Raw genomic sequence first — 18,464 nt, forward strand, 5'->3', positions numbered from 1 at the left:
ATATGACCGCCCACTCTAGACAAAATTCAGGACGAAGCCAACAGGTGGCGGAAAAATTAGATAAATTCTTATATTTCAGGCGAATAGATGAATAAAGATGGGTAAATTTATGTCAATCGCGCGGGCATGCCAGGCTTGAAAATCAATCGGTTAATTACTACACATCCCGCAATGCAGGACCAGCGCCGGGTTTCAGGCGCATTCGGGAGAGCCATCACAAAAAACAATGACACGTCCTCTTGCCAGCCGCACCGCGACAGGATAGTTTCTGGCGTCGCAGAGACTGACGGCGTAACGCCGTTCAGGCCCCTGTATATGCCTATATTCCTCCCTGTGGGAGGGGCCGATACCAGCACGATACAAAACCTTCGGCCAACACCATAATTTTAATGATGATAGCTCACGGTGGCCCGGCCTGGCCGGGTTCTCTTTCGGGAAACACCGTCCATAACCCCACGCCCCGGCGCGGGGTTTTGTTTTTGGGCTAGTCCAGCGTCACGTGATGGCGCATCACACGCTTAAACAGCGCCATGCGCGCGCGCATAAAGCGATTTTCCAGCCGCCAGCCCGCCTTTTTATTACGCCCGATACGCAGCAGGCGATCGCGTCCGCGCACGCAGGCGAGCCAGCGCACCGGGCCTTCGAGCACCTGGCTTTGCGCCCCCGCCTCTTTTGCAAAACGCACCCAGTAATCCGCGACCTGCGCAGCGAAGGCATGATCCGCCTGCGTCGCGTAGTCTTTAACCGGGTCCGCCAGCGCGAGATTATCGAAAACGTAAGGCACTTCATTGCCATGCCAGGTGCCATGGGCGTAGGTATCGCGCTCCGCCTCTGCCACATAATCGAACCAGTAACGCCAGCAGGGCACGCCGCGCCGGCTTTGCGCCTGCATGACGACAAAACCCAGCGTGGTAAACGCCATATCACGACACACCTGGCGTCCAAGCTCCCGGTCGCCGCGAACGCCAGGGTACAGCAGCCGGATAAGCCCAAGCCCGAAGCGCCGCTCTCGGCGCAACTTGCGGATCTGCTCTTCCAGATTCACCCCGAAATACGCCAGCACGCTGGCCTCGTCGCTATTGCTCCCGACCATGACCGGCACCGGGTGCTGGCGTGCGGCGAAAAACGTCTCCAGCATCGGTTCCGGCAGGACAATATCACCCGCAATCGGTGCCGGACCAATGACATAAGGCGAGGTCAGTTGCCAGAACGTGTCTGCGGGCAGCGCGCGCAGGTCCGCCGCCGTCGGGTTTTTTAAACCGAGATGGCGTGTCAGCGCCGTGCCGTTTGCCAGCGCTTTGCGTCGAGGAATATCGGGCAGCGTATAACCGCTCTGGATAATCGCTTTGTGAAACAGCCCCTTCGCCTGCGGCGAGGCCATGAGCGAGAGCACGCTGCGCGCGCCGGCGGATTCACCAAATAACGTGACGTTGTCACAGTTACCACCGAAGGCGGCAATGTTCTCCTGCACCCAGCGCAGGGCAGCTATCTGATCCAGCAAAGCGAAGTTGTAGACCGGCCCGGCAGTATCTTCGCCCTCAAGCGCAGGATGCGCGAAGAAACCGAGGTGTCCCAGGCGGTAATTGAGCGTGACCAGCACCACGCCGCGACGTGCCAGCGCGCGGCCATCATACGGCGGCAGGCTGCCTGCGCCGAGCGTAAAGCCCCCACCATGCAGCCAGACCATCACCGGCAGCGGCTCCTCGCGCTCGACCGGCGTCCAGACATTCAGGTATAAACAATCTTCACTAAACGCCCCCGGGTCGCCCCCCGCCAGTTCGCGACAAAATTCGGCATTCTGCCAGCTGGCTGCGGAAAAGGTCGTCGCATCCCGCGTCTGCCCCCTAGGCTCGGGTGGTTGCGGCGCGCGCCAGCGGCGCTCGCCTACGGGTGGCGCGGCGTAGGGAATCCCCTTAAAAACCGCCGTCGCCCCATCAATACTGCCACGCACATCGCCGTGCGTGGTCGCCACAATCGGCTCTTCCAGGTTGCACATCATCGCTTCCTTTTTTAATGGCAATCCTGGGAGCGTAGCCGTTTCAGAGCAGACCGCAACGTCGTTTGCTGCGATCTTCCGCTTCCTGGTAGAGCGTAAACTCATTTAGCACCGGACAACCGAGCGCCGCTTCGAAGGCGTCACGGCTGGCATTGCCGTGACGGCGCGCTCGCGCCTCGTCGCCGAGGTTAGACTGAAAAATCCCCGCCGCGCTGACCGGCAGAAAATCTTCATAAATAATCGGCTGCGCCACCAGCCAGCCGCGTTCAATGAGCGTCTGCGGATCGTCGCCGGGGCGAATGGCGTGACGGTGCGTTTCGCCAACGGGCGTCAGGCGGTAGCGGAAATAGGCCAGGCCCTGGCGGCGCAGCAGCGTATCGCTGTCGGGAAAGCGGCTGAACGTCTCCTGTAACTGGAGCTGATGCGTCAGGTTATCCTTGCCGCTCCCCGCCGCCGCCAGCAACTCGTCATAGAGCGCCCGGCCTTTGGGCGTCAGCGCCATGCCGCGCTGTTCGATTTCGCCAAAGCGCGCGGTATGCGTGCCGGGGCTGTCACCGCCAAAACGAATCGGCTCTTCCAGCGCTTTAAAGCTCGTCTGGCGCAGCAGGATAGGAAATTCACGGCGTGGCGGCCCTTCTATCACCGCTTTTGGCGCTATGCCATATTCCGGCATGAGCGCCTGCACGCGGTCGATATCAAGCGTGCGCGGCGTGAGGTGGTTAATGTGGCAGCCGCGAAAGCACACCACATCGGCAATCAACCGATGTTCATCATGAAGCGCGTGATAGGTTGCGGCATCCACCGTCGCATGGCTGTGCCAGCGGAACGTTTCCAGCGCCTCCTGCACAAACTCCTCTGCCTGCGCGGCGTCAAACCCACCCTGCTCGTCATACATATTGAGCAGTTCATAGCAGCGGCGGGTAAAAATATCGCGCCGGGAGAGCACCGCGGCGGCGCGTTTGCGCAGCTTTTCATCCTCAATCAGTTCAAGGCGCAGCAGGGAAGTAAAAATACGAAAGGGGTTGCGTGCCAGCGCCATATCATCCACCGGGCGAAAGGCGGTGGAATGCACCGGCACGCCAGCCTCGGAGAGATCGTAATAACCGACCGGGTGCATCCCCATAATGGCGAAAATGCGCTTCAGCGTCGCCAGCTCAGCGGCGGTGCCGACGCGAATCGCCCCGTGGCGCTCGACGTTCAGCCGCGCCAGCTCATCGGCATTGGCGAGCTGCTCATGCAGCTGCGGGTGGCTTTCCAGTACCGCCAGGTTCACGTCCGCCACCAGTTCCAGCAAGGTGCCATACTGCGGCACCTCCTTCTGGTACATGGCCGACATGGCCTGTGAAAAATGTTCCCGAATCTCATCTGCCGTGATGCTGTTCGCCATGGTGTCGTGCCTCCAGTGAATATTGCTGAGATTGTAGAGAACGGCGGCAGTTTCAGCGGTGAAGAATTTACAATTTGTGATCCAAAACGTAACAACGCGCGCGGAGCAGCACAGACGGCAAAAAGCACGACAAAACAAAAGACAACGCAGAGTAATAGACGCCAGCCGCGTGCCGTCTGGCTTACAATCAATAACAGGGAAATATGCTTACGCGGCCGCCTTATGGATATCTCTTCTGCCCACCGGAAGATGATGTTGAAAATTTATCTGTTTTGTTAATATTATTTTGCTAGCAAGTTATCAAAATTAAACAAGTTATCTTGTCACCGCTACCGCTCTGTTTTTAACATCAGATATGGAAAAAAACGGTTTGTTCTCCCAGCGCATTCGCTTGCGCCATCTGCATACATTCGTGGCCGTCGCTCAGCAGGGAACCCTCGGGCGCGCGGCAGAAACCCTTAATCTGAGCCAGCCTGCACTCTCGAAGACGCTAAACGAGCTGGAGCAGCTCACCGGCTCGCGGCTGTTTGAACGTGGACGCCTCGGCGCCCAGCTCACCCTCACCGGCGAGCAGTTCCTCACCCATGCGCTGAAGGTACTGGATGCGCTAAACCACGCCGGTCAGGCGCTCAACCGCAAGCCGGACGAAGGCTGCGACGTGGTGCGTATCGGCGCTCTGCCCACCGCCGCCCTCGGGGTGTTGCCTGCGGTGATAGGCCCGTTCCATAAGCAGCAGAGCGATATCACGCTGCAGGTCGCCATCATGAATAACACCATGCTGCTGGCGGGCCTGAAATCAGGCGAGCTGGATATTGGCGTGGGCCGGATGTCCGATCCGGAACTGATGACCGGGCTCAATTACGAACTGCTGTTTATGGAGTCCCTGAAGCTTGTTGTGCGCCCCGGTCATCCGCTGTTGCAGGATACCGTCACGCTAAGCCGCGTGATGGAGTGGCCGGTGGTGGTCTCGCCGAAAGGCACCGTACCGCGCGATAATGCCGAAACGCTGCTGGCAAGCCAGGGGTGCGAACTCCCCGCTACCTGTATCGAGACGCTGTCAGCGTCGCTGTCGCGCCAGCTAACCGTCGATTACAACTATGTCTGGTTTGTGCCCTCCGGCGCGGTGAAAGAGGATTTACGCCAGGGGACGCTGACCGCGCTGCCGGTCGCTATTCCAGGGCCTGGCGAGCCGATAGGCATCCTTACCCGCGTCGATGCCCCGCTCTCACAGGGCGCGCGTGCGCTTCTCTCTTTCATCCGCAAATCGATGCTCAACTGAGTCCGCCACGCCGTGGCGGCATCCCTTATCGTGAAAAGTAATAAGACGCCAGGCTTGCCATCTGGCGCGCGATATCGTTTAAATGACAGTTAAGCCTTCATACTGACGGGAGAGTTGTGATGTCAACGCTGTTAGAACCGGTAAACATCGGCGCGCTTGAATTAAAAAATCGCGTCGTCATGGCACCGCTGACGCGCATGCGTGCGGTGAACGATCGTACGCCGGGCGAGGTCGTGAAAACCTACTACAGCCAGCGTGCAAGCGCCGGGCTTATCTTTACCGAGGCCACGTCGGTAACCCCGCAGGGCGTCGGGTATCCGAATACGCCGGGCATCTGGTCAGAAAAACAGGTCGGCGCATGGCGTGAAATCGTCGATGCCGTGCATCAGTCGGGCGGCAGAATGGTGTTGCAGCTCTGGCACGTGGGCCGCGTTTCTGATCCGGTCTTTTTAAATGGTGAAAAACCGGTCGCGCCGAGCGCCATCGCGCCGGAAGGCCACGTGACGACCGTGCGCCCCAAACGCCCGTATGAAACCCCACGCGCACTGGAAACGCACGAGATCCCAGGCATCGTTGAAGATTTCCGCCGCGCTGCGATCAACGCCAAGCGCGCAGGTTTCGACGCCGTGGAAATTCACGCGGCAAACGGCTATTTGTTTGATCAGTTCCTGCATGACGGCTCTAACCAGCGCACCGATCAATACGGCGGCAGCATTGAAAACCGCGCGCGCTTTCTGCTGGAGGCCGTCGACGCCCTGCTGGCGGAATGGCCTGCCGACCGCGTCGGGGTGCACCTGAATTTGATGTCTGACTCTTACTCCATGCAGGATTCCAACCCGGTTGCGATGTTCGGCTATGTGCTGGAGCAACTGGATGCGCGCCGTCTGGCGTTTGTGTTCTCGCGCGAGGCGCTGGACACGCCTAATCGTGTCGGTCCGCAAATCCGCCATAAATTTAGCGGTGCGTGGATTGCCAACGAAGGACTGACCAAAGAGAGCGCCGAAGCAGTGATTGCGAGCGGCGAAGCGGACGCGGCCGCCTTCGGCAAGCTCTATATCGCCAACCCCGATCTGGTAGAGCGTTTTCGCCGCAACGGGCCGTACAATCCGCTTAACGACGCGACTATCTACGCCGAAGGCGCAACCGGCTACACCGACTACCCTTTTCTGGACGACGACGCGCAGTAAGCGCATCGCAAGGGTAAACACATCAGGGCGCGCAAGCGCCCTTTTCTTTGCTCGCTTAAGCCATAAAAAAACCCCCGGCAAGCCGGGGGTTGGGCGCGTCACGCTTTACCTGATTGAAGGTAAAAGCGCGTGCAAGCGGGATTACGCTGCTTTAGACGCTTTGGCGTTGACTGCAGTTTCTGCAATGGTGGTCAGTTTGCCGTCGGTGGATTTCTCCTCCTCAAGCGTTGCTGCCAGCAGTTTTTTCGCGTCTTTATAGCCTAACTGTTCCGCCAGCGTGCACAGTGTGCCGTAAGCGGCGATTTCATAATGCTCGACTTTCTGCGCGGCGGCGATAAGGCCAGCGTCGCGTACCGGGCCTTGTTCAATCTCGTCAATGACTTCCTGGCCTTCTTCAATCAGCCCTTCCATCGCCACGCATTTGATACGGCGCAGTTTAAGCTCAGGCACGCTTTCTACCACCTGATCGATGCGCTCGATCTGGCCCCGGGTTTCCTCAAGGTGAGCGCGGAAGGCGGCGGCCAGTTTCTCATCAGAAGAGGCACGCGCCAGCTTCGGCAGAGCGCGGGTCAGCTGTTTCTCTGCGCTATAGGTGTCTGAAAGTAAATGTACAAAAAGATCCTGAGCGGTTTTGATCTGCATCTCTTGCCTCCATTAGGGTTATCAAAAGTAAAGCCCTTTAAGCCTGGACAAGGATCGCGAAAACAAGCCAGGCGGCAAACGCGAAAAGTGATACAGCATATTCCGAAAACGATACGCAAAAAAAAGCCGCTCACGGGAGCGGCGAAGGTCAGGCTAAGAGTAGAGCGTTGGGCAGACTGCGCTGCCTTTGATGGATCAGAATGTTTCCCAGTGTTCGCTTTTCGCGAGTGCGGCGCGCGGTACGACCGGCGCCAGCGGCTGCGCAGCTGATGCCTGCGGTTCGACGTGACGAGTGGCAGAGACGCCGCTTAAGCGGAAGGTGCCTACCGCCTGGGTCAGTCGTCCGGCCTGCTCTTCGAGCGAAACGGCGGCGGCCGAGGCTTCTTCGACCAGCGAGGCGTTCTGCTGGGTGACGTTATCCATTTCGGCAATGGCCTGCGCCACCTGCTCAATGCCCTGGCGCTGTTCATCAGACGCAGAAGCGATTTCAAGCATAATGTCAGTAAGACGTTTCACCGCCTCGACAATCCCTTTCATCGTATCGCCTGCGTTCACGACTTCACTGGAGCCACGATCGATAAGCGCGACGGACTCACTGATAAGCCCCTCAATCTCTTTGGCTGCCTGGGCGCTGCGGCTTGCAAGCGTACGCACTTCGCTTGCCACCACCGCAAACCCGCGGCCCTGCTCACCCGCGCGCGCCGCTTCCACCGCGGCGTTCAGTGCAAGGATGTTGGTCTGGAAGGCGATGCTGTTAATCACCGCAGTGATTTCCGAGATTTTCTTCGAACTGCTGGAAATGTTACCCATGGTGGTCACCACGCCGGAGACAATCTGTCCGCCGGTGGTGGCTTTTCCGGACGCGTCCTGCGCCAGTTTGCTGGCGTGGTGGGCGTTGTCGGCGTTCTGTTTCACGGTGGCGGTCAGTTGCTCCATGCTGGCGGCCGTCTGCTCCAGTGCCGCAGCCTGCTGCTCGGTGCGCGAGGAGAGATCGGTATTACCGGCAGAGATTTCACTGGTGCCCTGATAAATCGCCTGCGCGCCTTCGCGCACAGCGCTGACGGTTTTCACCAGCGCACGCTGCATCATCTGCAAATGCTGGCTGAGGCGGCCAATTTCACTGCGGCCGGTTGCTTCTTCCGGCAGCGTTAAATCGCCGCTCGCGATAGTTTCAATGCGGGTCGCGGCGTGTTGCAGTGGCACGATAACGACGCGGCGCAGCACCACGAAGGTCAGGAGCGTCATGACCAGCGCAACGATAAAGGCAGCGACCATCACCATCAGGCTGAAATGGGTGCGGCTGCTGGCGTCGCTGCGAAGCTGTTCCACGCGCTCGTCCCGGCTGTTCAGGGCTTTCGCCAGCACCTGGTTATACTCGTCGTCAAGCTTACGGGCCGTTTCGTTTTCGTGTTCAATGATCGCTTCAAACATGCCGTTTTTGGCAAATTTCAGCATCGGCGTAAGCCCGCTGATATAGGCGTCATAGCGGGATTTGAGTTCACTGTCGACGGCCTCTTCCGACGCCGCATGCGACTCGCGATCCATATACTGTTTAAAGCCTTTGTTAGCCTGCGCTATCGCCTTTTCTGCGTCGGCGATGTTGCGCTTCATCGCATCCATCTCCGCCACACGGCTGGCGGCACCCGCGTGGATCATATTAATACGCGCCGTGCGAAGCTGGTTGGCGCTATCCGCAAGCCCACTGCGGATCTGAATTTCCTGCGTTACGTTATTAAGCGCGCTATCGCCCTGCATGAGGAAGTATCCTGCCAGCCCGCCGCAAAGAGCGAACAACACCAGAATCCCTCCCAGAATGACAGAGAACAGCGGGACAAGCCGAATGTGATGCCAGAAGCTTAGCGCCCCTGAATCACGGGTTGTTGTTTTATTCATGGCCACGATTTCCCTTTGGGTAAGATGCAAATAAAGTCTTGCCTTTATGACATCGGCAGATTTGCGTAAACGCTTACCCTAAAAAGCGATACCTGGCTCACAGATTCGAAAAGAAGGACTAAAGTCGGGGGAGAGGAAAAACCAGCGACCGTTAAGCCGCTGGTAAATAAGGTTATTTATCGCCGAAGTGAATAACGGTACGAATCGATTTCCCTTCATGCATCAGGTCAAACGCCTCGTTGATCTGCTCAAGCGGCAGACGGTGCGTGATGAAAGGATCGAGGTCAATCTTGCCTGCCATCGCATCTTCCACCATGCCAGGCAACTGGGTGCGCCCTTTCACGCCACCGAACGCAGAGCCGCGCCAGACGCGGCCTGTGACCAGCTGGAACGGACGCGTTTTGATCTCCTGACCCGCGCCTGCAACACCGATGATAACGCTTTCACCCCAGCCTTTATGACAGCATTCCAGGGCCGCGCGCATAACGTTGACATTGCCGATGCATTCGAAGCTGAAGTCAACACCGCCATCGGTCATCTCAACGATAACGTCCTGAACCGGTTTGTCGTAATCTTTCGGGTTAACGAAATCGGTCGCGCCCATTTCACCGGCGAGTTTGAATTTCTCCGGGTTGGTATCGACCGCCAGAATACGACCAGCTTTCGCCTGGACCGCGCCCTGAATAACCGCAAGACCAATCCCGCCAAGACCGAACACCGCAACGGTGTCGCCCTCTTTCACTTTAGCCGTATTGTGTACCGCGCCGATGCCGGTGGTCACGCCACAGCCGAGCAGGCAGACTTTATCAAGCGGCGCCTGCGGGTTTACTTTCGCGAGCGAGATTTCAGCTACCACGGTGTATTCACTGAAGGTGCTGGTGCCCATGTAGTGGTAAATCGGCTCGCCGTTGTAGGAGAAACGGGTGGTACCGTCCGGCATCAGGCCTTTGCCCTGGGTGGCGCGCACCGCCTGGCAGAGGTTCGTTTTGCCAGATTTACAGAACTTACACTCGCCGCACTCTGCGGTATAAAGCGGGATCACATGATCGCCCGGCTTCAGGCTGGTGACGCCTTCGCCCACTTCCACGACCACGCCGCCGCCTTCATGGCCTAACACGGCCGGGAATACCCCTTCCGGATCTTCGCCAGAGAGCGTAAAGGCATCGGTGTGACACACGCCGGTATGAGTAATTTTGACCAACACTTCGCCCTTTTGCGGCGGTGCCACGTCAATTTCAACGATTTCCAGCGGCTTGCCGGGGCCAAATGCGACTGCTGCACGTGATTTCATAATGTCCTTCCGTTTTAATGAGTCGTCGTAGTTATTTTAGATAAGCGCGCAAAAGCTGACCGATTTCTGCCATCTTTTGCGCGCGCTGCTCGGGCGTGGTGTCGCCGCTGACCAGCTCATCTTTTAAGTGAATTTCCACCATCTCGCCCATCAGGCCGTTGGCAGCGCCGCGCACGGCGGCGATTTGCTGAAGAATGGCGATACACGGTTCGCCCGCCTCCAGCGCGCGCTCCAGCGCCTCCGCCTGTCCGCGAATGCGGCGCACACGGGTCAGAATGCGTTTTTTGTCCTCAGGAGAATGTGGCATAGCGTTGGCCTCATTGATACTATAGGGGGGTATGGTATCACTTTAAATACGTTTATGCAGGCATTAATATTCATAAATTTACTGCACACTTATCCGCTCTGGAGGAAGGTACTATGGATACCGAGGACTTTTTACCGCTGCCAAACTGCCCCAGAATGTGCGCGCTCCAATCCCTCACACCACCGGTTTATCTGCAAATACGCTTGTTCTCATGTCATTTTCAGCCTGTGTGATCACATCGAAAATTCCGTCATCATCTTCTGAAGTCATTCGATCCTTACGGCATCACCCCCCGGGCTTTCCAGGTACTGCGCGTAACCGTCTGTTTTAAATCTAAGAATATTAACCAATTGCCGCCTTTATCGAGTATATGGCGCTTGGGTAGATAGACGCTGGCTTTAGCAAGTCAGGACTGAAACATTTAGCAGTACGCCCTCAATGCCAGTAGAATCGCTTCGCTGGCATTCCCTGCAAATTATTAACAGCAATAATATCTTTATGATCATTGATAAATACTGAAGAGCAGTGAACTTATTGACAAATAAAATAACTCCTTTTGTTAATCAATTTTGGCGTAAGAAGCCTACTTTAGGTGTAAAAGCATCTGGGCATAAGACGGTTATCATATTCGGCAAGGGTAATAAGATGCTCTAATGCTTTTCATGGAGTCATTGATATTTTTATTAAATAGAAAGGAATGCGTAATGCTTCGTTGTAAATTTTATTTGAATAGCCAGCCGCTTTCAAACCTGAGCTGCCCTGGCGTCGGCTTTTTTCCGGCCTCTTCAGGCTTCATCCTGCGGGTTATGCAGGAATCAGTAAAGGTTGCATTACCCTGCCTTCAAAAGATCACTTCATTACATTGCGAAGTGCATTGCTGGCTTCACCACCCGTTATGGTGGGTACCTCGCTTAGGGCCTATGGCGTAATACAGGTATATTAATGAACATCCTGAAAAACTTACTCATTTGGCATTTTTACACGGCCGTGTATGTCATTATCCTTACGTTTCTTTTCGTCATAATTCCTGAGGAATCACTTTATAATCTTATCTACGGCATACAGACAGAAACAGATGCGGTCGCATGGGATAATATTCATATAACAATACTGTTAATTTCCGCCCTCTTCCTGAACAGCCTTGTAATTTGTTATTTATCGCGACTACCGTTTGCACGCTTCAAATAAGCGCATTTTTGAATGTTCCATAAGGCAGTCGATAAGGCGGCTTTATCTCTTTGCATTACTATTCTCTGCCCGATAGCTGTAAGTGGTTCACATCTATGTTCCTGAACAAAAAATGTTTACCTCTGCCTGTACTACCTCACCTAAATCATCAGCATGATATAGCTCATTGCGGAACCTCTTACAGAAGGTCATCACGGCGCGGTGTAAAAAGCAGGAGGCCTGGGGGCACGAGGCATTTGAAACCGGCGGCGGTAAAATTCGACGAAATAATAGAATGATTTCCCTTCGTCAGGATGAACCGCACGGTAAACGACCAGATGACGCACGCGTTTGGCTTCTGGTATACCCGCGAGGCGCAGTTTGTACGCTTCGAGCTTCTGCGCGTGCGCAACGCCTGGCCCGTGGATATTACCTGGTTTCGCGACTAACTGCAGGCATGCAGCAAAGTGCTAGCGCCGCAGCGGCAAACCGGCGGTTTCTTTAGCGCGCATGACGGTAATAAAGGTAATCAGCGCCGCGCCCATCACGTAAAACGCGGGCGAGAAGAGATTGCCGGTCGAGGCGATAAGAAATGCCGAGAACCACGGCGTGATACCGCCAAAAAAGGCCACCGAGAGGTTATACGCCACTGACAAGCCGCCGTAACGTACGCTGGTCGGGAAGAGTTCTGCCATCGCCGCGCTGCACGCGCCGTCAAACGCGGCGATAAACGCGCCCAGCAGCAGCATCGCCAGCACGGCAGAGAGCATATCGCCGTTAGCCATCACCATCAGCGCCGGATAGGTAAAAAGGATAAATCCGCCGCACCCTGCCAGCATCAGCGGGCGGCGGCCGAAGCGGTCAGAAAGCCAGCCCATAAACGGCACCAGCACCGCAATGCCGAACAGGCCGATGGTGGTAATGGCGTAAGCATCAAGCTTGCTGAAATGCATCTGGGTTATCAGGTAGCCTGGCATAAAGGTTTGCAGCATCCAGTGCCCTACGGCTTTGATAACCACAAACCCCACACAGAACAGCAGCGCGCCGCTGGCGCTTCTAAGCGACGTGCGAAGCGGCGCGGCCTGCGTCGTGCCTGCTTTCGCCGCTGCCTGAAATTCTGGCGTGTCTTCAAGGTGCGTACGCAGATACAATCCCACCCAGCCAAGCGGCCCGGCAATCAAAAACGGAATGCGCCAGCCCCAGTCATTCATCGTTGTTTCGCCAAGCCCGGCGGTGAGCAGAAACACCAGCCCGGAGCCTGCCACAAACGCCATAAAGCCGAAGTTGTCTATCCAGCAGGTGAAATAACCGCGCTTATGCACCGGTGCATATTCGGCAAGGAACGTCGTGGCGCCCGAGGTTTCGCCGCCCGCCGCAAAGCCCTGCACCAGGCGGGTAAGCACCAGCAGCGCAGGCGCCAGCAGGCCAATCTGATGGTAGGTCGGCAACAACCCCATCACGAAGGTCGCGCCGGAAGTGAGCAAAATCACCGTCGCCAGTACCCGCTTGCGGCCAATCCGGTCGCCGAGCGAACCGAAATAGAGCCCACCCAGCGGGCGCATCACAAACCCTGCGCCAAACACGGCAAAGGAAGAAAGCAGCGCCGCCGCCGGGTCGCCGGTCTGGAAAAACTGCATCCCGATGATGGCTGCAAGCGTCCCGTAGAGCCCGAAATCGAACCACTCGACAAAATGGCCGACGCCGGTCGCGAGTAACACCTTGCGTAATTTGCGCGCCAGCTGCGCCTGTTCGTCTGCGTCTGTCCCGGCTACTTCACGTTGCACTGACCGCGTCATGATGACTCTCCCGGCTGGCGCGGCGGCTCACCGCGCACGCTGTGTTTCTATAATAGATATAGATCTATAAGCCGCCTCAGCAAGACCGCCCACTTTTCGGCGTACAAAATGTGACCGCCGCCGCGCCACCGCGCGTAAAAAGCAGACGCGATCACACTTTCGACGCGGTGTTATCCCCGGGACGCGTTGCGTTTGCCCGGCATCATGCGCAGTAATGTGTTGTCCTTCCAGAAATAGTGGTGCAGCAGCGCAGCACCCGCATGTAACCCAATCACAAAATAGCTGAGGTTAGCGATAAACGCGTGGATGGCGCGCAGTTCCATTTCCAGATCTTCATTCGGCTCAGCAGCCACCGGCATGCGGATGCCAAAGGCGAACCATTCACCGCCCCCATAATATTTCGCGGTGATACCCAGCACTGGCAGGCCAATAAACATCAGGTAAATGATGAGATGCACCAGATGGGAAAGCCCGATATACATCGCCCGGGGCTTCGGGACGATAGCCGGTGCCGGATATTTCACGCGAACCACAAGTCGCGCCACCATTAGCACCAGAATGGCGATGCCGCAGCTAAAGTGCGTCCAGATAAACATTCGCCCGACGCTTCGCGGCACCAGCCCGCGTAATTCCATAGCCGCATAAGCCATCACCACCAGAATAAACACCAGCCAGTGAAGCGTGATTTGCAACGACGTGTATTTACTGCGCATAAGACTATCCTGATTAAACGCAACGAAAACACCAGGATAACGGCAGAAGATTAAATATTCATTAGTTTTAATACATTCACTCAACAATTGCAGAAAGGAGCGCGCATGAAACACGACCCTCACGCCCGGGAAGCCTTACTGGCGCGTATGCGCGAGGCCGTCGCCCACGCCCACGACCTGTCCGTCTGGCCGCAGGGCGAGGCCCCTGGCGCACAGACAAGCCATACGGTGTTTACCCTTGAAGCGCATCACACCGGGGCAAGCGAGCTTGACCGTTCGGTCACCGGCGTTCGCGCCCCGCGCATCACGGTATACGCGCCGCAAACGCCTAATGGTGTGGGCATTCTCGTCACGCCCGGTGGCTCTTACCGTCGCGTGGTGCTGGATAAAGAAGGCAGCGCGCTTGCGCCCGCCTTTAACGATCGCGGCTATACGCTGTTTGTGATGACCTATCGCCTGCCGGATGACGACCACGCCGAGGGCGCCGACGCACCGCTTGCCGATCTCCAGCGCGCCATGCGGCTTATCCGCGCCCAGGCCGCACGCTGGCAGCTTGATCCACAGAAGCTCGGCGTACTCGGGTTTTCGGCGGGCGGCCACGCGGCGGCAAGCCTCGGCACGCGCTGGAACGACGCGGTCTACGTACCGCTTGATGAAACGGACGCCTGCAGCGCCCGGCCGGCCTTTATGGGGCTCGTCTATCCGGTGATGACCATGGAGGCCCCTGACGCACACCCCGGCTCCCGTCAGGCGCTTATCGGCACAATGCCTGATGAGGCGGCAATTCGTCGCTATTCGCCAGAGACCGCCGTGAACGACCGTACGCCGCCCGCGTTTTTACTGCATGCGGTGGACGATCCGGCGGTGAAAGTGGAAAACAGTCTGCGGATGTTTAACGCGCTGCACGCACACGGCGTGCCGGTGGAGATGCATCTGTTCGAGAAAGGGCGACACGGGTTTGGCATCCGCGATGCGCTGGACTTACCGGCGCATATCTGGCCGGAATTGCTGATGAACTGGCTGGAAGACAAGCTCGCGTAAACGGGCCGCTCGTGGGCGGCCCGTTCATGCTTAGCTTTGCAGGTAGACGACCTGGGTTTGCAGATATTCATGCAGCCCATGTTTGCCGTCCGCGCCGCCAATGCCGGATTTGCGCCAGCCCGCGTGGAAGCCCTGCATCGCCTCGAAGTTTTCACGATTGATGTAGGTTTCGCCAAACTTCAGGCCTTTAATGGCTTTCATCGCGGTCGCAAGCGACTGCGTGTAAACCGACGAGGTAAGACCGTAATCGCTGTCATTCGCCATCGCGATGGCTTCTTCCAGCGTATCGAAGGTGACAACCGGCAGCACCGGGCCGAAGGTCTCTTCATGCATAATGCTCATCTCCTGGCGCACATCCACCAGCAGCGTGGGCGGGAAGAAATAGCCTTTGCCCTCGACCGCTTTGCCGCCAAGCACAACCGTTGCGCCTTCACTGACCGCCCGCGCCACTTTCTCTTTCACTCGCTCAAGCGCCGCGCCGTTAATAAGCGGCCCCATGGCGATATCAGTACGCGCCGCCGGATTGCCATACTCAACAGCGTTCAGCGCTTCGCCAAGCTGGCTTACAAAGCGATCGTAAATGCCCTTTTGCACGTAAACACGCTCGGCGCAGTTACAGACCTGCCCGGTATTAATGACGCGTGAATCGACAATCGCTTTCACGGCAAGCGACAGATCGGCATCGTCCATCACAATCGCAGGCGCTTTACCGCCAAGCTCCAGGCAGACTTTAGTGATATTTTTCGCCGCTGCCGCCATTATCTTCTCACCGGCACCAACGCTGCCGGTCATGCTGACCAGCGCGACTTTCGGGTTGCCCGCAAGCTCCTGGCCCACGGTTTCGCCGCGTCCCAGCACGAGGTTAAACACACCCGCGGGCAGTCCCACTTCATGGACAATCTGCGCAAAAGCAATCGCGTTATTCGGCGTGAACTCGCTTGGTTTGATGACAATGGTATTGCCGGTAATGAGCGCGGGCGCCATTTTGCGGGCAATCAAAAAGAACGGAAAATTCCACGGCAGAATGCCCGTGGTGACGCCAAGCGCGCGTTTAAAGACCAGGATGTTTTCGCCCGGGCGATCGCTTTGAATGATTTCGCCTTCGTAACGGCGCGCCCACTCAGCCATGTAATCGATGTAATCGGCAGTGAAATTAACCTCCACTTCCGCGAGCTGCTGGATTTTTCCGCCTTCGGCGACGATGAGTGCGCTTATCTCCGCCGCTTTTGCGCGAATGCCCGCTGCAATTTTTCGCAGCCATCCGGCGCGCTCAATCGCAGGTAGCGCCTCCCAGGCGTCCTGTGCGCGGGCGGCGGCGTCGATGGCGCGGCGTGCATCTTCCGCCGTCCCGTCCGGGATACGGGAGAGCACCTCTTCCGTTGCCGGGTTGACGACATCGATCCACGCATCGCCCTGCCACTGAACAAACTGACCGTCGATATACATCGGATGTTGTACGGATGCTGTCATCGCTTACTCCTGCTGTCGCGTTGATGTTTTTAACAGGTGAATGGTTTGTTAAAAAACTACGAATAACAGGCCATAGTGCGAAGCGTTTTGGCTGAAATTGTGAGGTAGCTTGGGAAATGTGTCGAATAACGCCGTAAAAAGTAACAAAAGAGCAACATGCCACTGCCCGTTTGCGCCATAAAACGCACAAACGGGCAGCGCTCACGTCAGGCAAGCGAACGATGGCGCAGAAAGCTGGTGAGCTGTGGCTCCTCGTGCAGCGCCTGCCAGGCCTCCAGGACCGCAGGCGGAATGTCTACCGCATCGATAAAGTCGCGGCCCGCCGGGCCGTAGCCCTCAGCGTCGTTACGCAGACGCGGGATTTCGCCGAGCACCAGCGACAAATAACGCTCAACCGGCCACAGTCCTTCAGACGGTTCACGGAACCTCACCGCTCGCGCGCCGTTTTCCAGGACCGGCTGAACGCCCGGGTAACTCAGCCACTGAATGGCGTGTGGAGCATCACGCCAGACGCGAGTGAAAGTGGCGTGTGTCCGTCGCTGCATGACCGGATCCTGAATCAACACGGCCCGCGCCGGACGCTCGCCGCGCCTCTCCAGCAGCGCGCGGGTAAAGCGGGCGTTTTCACCGCTGTTGGTCGATTTTTCTTCAACAATAATTTGTGCTTCGGGCACCTCATGGCAATCGCGGGCAATACGGGCCAGAATGCCCGCTTCGGTAAGCCCGGTCGTGCGCAAATGGTTATAGCGCGGATGTTGTGCCACGGCGGCATAGAGAAATGTCGTCGAGTGACCAAGCCCGCCGGTGATAAGCAGTGGCAACCCGCTCTCTTTGGCAAGCCGCGCGGCAGCATCGACGGTCGGCAACACCGCGTTGCCCGCCAGCACAATAAGCTGCGCGTCAGAAGCCCCAGGTGCGGTGGCAAAATCATTGCGGGCGAGCCAGTTGCCAATCAGATTTACGCGCGCCAGCGTGCCTTCCGAAAGCAGAGGAAAAGGCATCATATTCATGGTGACCTCCTTTTAAAAAGCCAGCATTAAGCGTAACCACCACCGCACAGCCCCCCTACCGGAGAGCTCCTAATCTCCCGGCAACGCGGTCCGTTAATTGTTACAAATTCCAAATCATGACGCATTGCTGCGCTCTAAGACGGCATGAGCGAGCAAGCGGAGAGAGACAGTACTGAAGGGTATACCGTGCATAATGTTTGCTGGGTAAAACAAAGCGCACTCAGGAAATTAAAACGGCCTGGGCTGCACTCTTCTTGCTGAAAATCTGTCTTTCTGAACACCGGGTTTGCTGAACAGGGTGTTTAGTAAATCGCGCTCGTCGTTTATGTCAGCCTTTATAAAACGTCATTCCCTGGTATGGCCGTTCACGGCAGGCGGCGAGGCGCGTGGCAAGGTTGCCGACATGCAGCTCAAGCTGATATCCGTCCGGGTCGAGGAAGTACCAGGAATCCCCTTCGCTGCGATGGGTTTTCCACGTGCGCACTCCCGCCTGCGTCAGTTTCTCAGACATGACCGGGAAATCGGCTTCACTGATGCTAAACGCGTAATGGGTATAGCCAGCAGGCGCGCTGCCCTGGCCGTCAGGCGACAGGCAGAGCCATAACTCACCGCAGGAGAGATACGCACCGCCGTCCCAACGGGCGTGCAGGCGCAGCCCCAACAGGGCGTGATAAAACGCGACGCTTCGCCCGACATCCCCCACCGCGAGCGTCAGATGGTTAAGCCCCGTCAGCATCGTCTGGCGTCTCCTGTAACGGACGCGCGAAACAGACCGCGTCGCACTGGCCCACGTAGCGCCCGTAATTGTCGATAATCTCATAGCCGCGCCGCAGGTAGAATTCCACCGCGCGCTGATTGGTGCGCCGGGTTTCCAGCCACGCCTGATCGTAGCCATAATTACGGGCAAAATCCTCCGCCGCGCCTAACAGCTGGCTGCCTGCGCCGGGGTTGTCCGGCAATGCGAACAGGCGTTTGATTTCTGCAATGCCGGGCTTCAGCGGCCGACAGGCCACACAACCAACAGCCACACCCTGCGCATTTCGCGCCAGCAGAAATGTCGCGCCTTCAGCACGGACATCGTCATTATCAAACGACTGTCGCCCGGAACTGCCGGTCAGCGCCGCCAGCGTTTCAGAGAGGGCCGCCAGCAGGGCTATCGCATCCGGGTGTGTCGGGTCGGTCGGTTCTATCAGGTAATCAGGCATTGTTCTCTCTCGTGATCAGGGTATCCGCCCCTCCAGACAGCATAGCGCAGCGGTAAAACGTGCTGTGGGAATTCAGACAA

At 57.3% G+C, this 18,464-nt stretch carries 17 protein-coding genes; 5 read left to right on the forward strand and 12 right to left on the reverse strand.

Features of this window, described 5'->3' with window-relative positions:
• Positions 1-484: 484 nt before the first annotated feature.
• A complete protein-coding gene (locus AFK62_RS10095; RefSeq protein ID WP_007671477.1) occupies positions 485-1,996 on the reverse strand; it encodes a carboxylesterase/lipase family protein in 1,512 nt (503 codons plus the stop codon).
• 43 nt (positions 1,997-2,039) lie between these two features.
• On the reverse strand, positions 2,040-3,383 hold the full coding sequence (gene hglS, locus AFK62_RS10100) for a 2-oxoadipate dioxygenase/decarboxylase HglS (protein ID WP_053531887.1): 1,344 nt from the start codon (positions 3,381-3,383) through the stop codon (positions 2,040-2,042).
• A gap of 15 nt (positions 3,384-3,398) precedes the next feature.
• Between hglS and AFK62_RS22835 the strand changes: the two genes are divergently transcribed.
• The 3 genes from AFK62_RS22835 to AFK62_RS10110 all read left to right on the forward strand — a co-directional run bounded on the left by AFK62_RS22835 (position 3,399) and on the right by AFK62_RS10110 (position 5,849).
• The gene (locus AFK62_RS22835; protein WP_235509453.1) at positions 3,399-3,662 is read left to right on the forward strand and encodes a hypothetical protein; all 264 of its coding nucleotides are present in this window, start codon (positions 3,399-3,401) and stop codon (positions 3,660-3,662) included.
• A 76-nt stretch (positions 3,663-3,738) separates the two neighbouring features.
• Positions 3,739-4,662: a LysR substrate-binding domain-containing protein gene (locus tag AFK62_RS10105; protein WP_032984542.1), complete on the forward strand. Its 924-nt coding sequence runs from the start codon at positions 3,739-3,741 to the stop codon at positions 4,660-4,662.
• Between the two features lie 119 nt (positions 4,663-4,781).
• A complete protein-coding gene (locus AFK62_RS10110; protein WP_007675340.1) occupies positions 4,782-5,849 on the forward strand; it encodes an alkene reductase in 1,068 nt (355 codons plus the stop codon).
• Between the two features lie 141 nt (positions 5,850-5,990).
• Here the strand turns inward: AFK62_RS10110 and AFK62_RS10115 are convergent, their stop codons facing one another.
• The 4 genes from AFK62_RS10115 to AFK62_RS10130 all read right to left on the reverse strand — a co-directional run bounded on the left by AFK62_RS10115 (position 5,991) and on the right by AFK62_RS10130 (position 9,982).
• A complete protein-coding gene (locus AFK62_RS10115) occupies positions 5,991-6,491 on the reverse strand; it encodes a YciE/YciF ferroxidase family protein (RefSeq protein ID WP_007675345.1) in 501 nt (166 codons plus the stop codon).
• Between the two features lie 195 nt (positions 6,492-6,686).
• Complete coding sequence (locus tag AFK62_RS10120; protein ID WP_053531888.1) at positions 6,687-8,384, reverse strand: methyl-accepting chemotaxis protein; 1,698 nt, start codon at positions 8,382-8,384, stop codon at positions 6,687-6,689.
• Positions 8,385-8,556: 172 nt separating this feature from the next.
• Positions 8,557-9,675, reverse strand: coding sequence for an S-(hydroxymethyl)glutathione dehydrogenase/class III alcohol dehydrogenase (locus AFK62_RS10125; RefSeq protein ID WP_007675350.1), 1,119 nt, complete (start codon positions 9,673-9,675; stop codon positions 8,557-8,559).
• A 31-nt stretch (positions 9,676-9,706) separates the two neighbouring features.
• Positions 9,707-9,982, reverse strand: coding sequence for a metal/formaldehyde-sensitive transcriptional repressor (locus AFK62_RS10130; RefSeq protein ID WP_007675354.1), 276 nt, complete (start codon positions 9,980-9,982; stop codon positions 9,707-9,709).
• 1,481 nt (positions 9,983-11,463) lie between these two features.
• Between AFK62_RS10130 and AFK62_RS22985 the strand changes: the two genes are divergently transcribed.
• Positions 11,464-11,598, forward strand: a complete 135-nt coding sequence (locus AFK62_RS22985; protein WP_007675357.1) for a hypothetical protein — start codon at positions 11,464-11,466, stop codon at positions 11,596-11,598.
• A 21-nt stretch (positions 11,599-11,619) separates the two neighbouring features.
• Here the strand turns inward: AFK62_RS22985 and AFK62_RS10140 are convergent, their stop codons facing one another.
• Positions 11,620-12,945, reverse strand: coding sequence for an MFS transporter (locus AFK62_RS10140; protein WP_007675362.1), 1,326 nt, complete (start codon positions 12,943-12,945; stop codon positions 11,620-11,622).
• Between the two features lie 170 nt (positions 12,946-13,115).
• On the reverse strand, positions 13,116-13,658 hold the full coding sequence (gene cybB, locus AFK62_RS10145) for a cytochrome b561 (RefSeq protein ID WP_007675364.1): 543 nt from the start codon (positions 13,656-13,658) through the stop codon (positions 13,116-13,118).
• A gap of 105 nt (positions 13,659-13,763) precedes the next feature.
• Here cybB and AFK62_RS10150 point away from each other — a divergent pair, with 105 nt between their 5' ends.
• Positions 13,764-14,699, forward strand: a complete 936-nt coding sequence (locus AFK62_RS10150; protein ID WP_007675369.1) for an alpha/beta hydrolase — start codon at positions 13,764-13,766, stop codon at positions 14,697-14,699.
• 30 nt (positions 14,700-14,729) lie between these two features.
• On the opposite strand, the gene aldA is transcribed toward AFK62_RS10150, so the two are convergent.
• The 4 genes from aldA to AFK62_RS10170 all read right to left on the reverse strand — a co-directional run bounded on the left by aldA (position 14,730) and on the right by AFK62_RS10170 (position 18,384).
• Positions 14,730-16,169, reverse strand: coding sequence for an aldehyde dehydrogenase (aldA, locus tag AFK62_RS10155; RefSeq protein ID WP_007675371.1), 1,440 nt, complete (start codon positions 16,167-16,169; stop codon positions 14,730-14,732).
• Positions 16,170-16,375: 206 nt separating this feature from the next.
• Positions 16,376-17,179, reverse strand: coding sequence for a YdcF family protein (locus AFK62_RS10160; protein WP_007675376.1), 804 nt, complete (start codon positions 17,177-17,179; stop codon positions 16,376-16,378).
• A gap of 328 nt (positions 17,180-17,507) precedes the next feature.
• Positions 17,508-17,915 carry a fosfomycin resistance glutathione transferase gene (fos, locus tag AFK62_RS10165; protein WP_053531889.1) on the reverse strand — a complete coding sequence of 136 codons (408 nt, stop codon included), beginning with the start codon at positions 17,913-17,915 and terminating at the stop codon, positions 17,508-17,510.
• The gene (locus AFK62_RS10170; RefSeq protein WP_007675382.1) at positions 17,899-18,384 is read right to left on the reverse strand and encodes a GNAT family N-acetyltransferase; all 486 of its coding nucleotides are present in this window, start codon (positions 18,382-18,384) and stop codon (positions 17,899-17,901) included. The genes fos and AFK62_RS10170 overlap by 17 nt, the downstream gene beginning before the upstream one ends.
• Between the last annotated feature and the right edge of the window lie 80 nt (positions 18,385-18,464).

It is taken from the genome of Cronobacter condimenti 1330, from assembly GCF_001277255.1.
GTDB lineage: Bacteria > Pseudomonadota > Gammaproteobacteria > Enterobacterales > Enterobacteriaceae > Cronobacter > Cronobacter condimenti.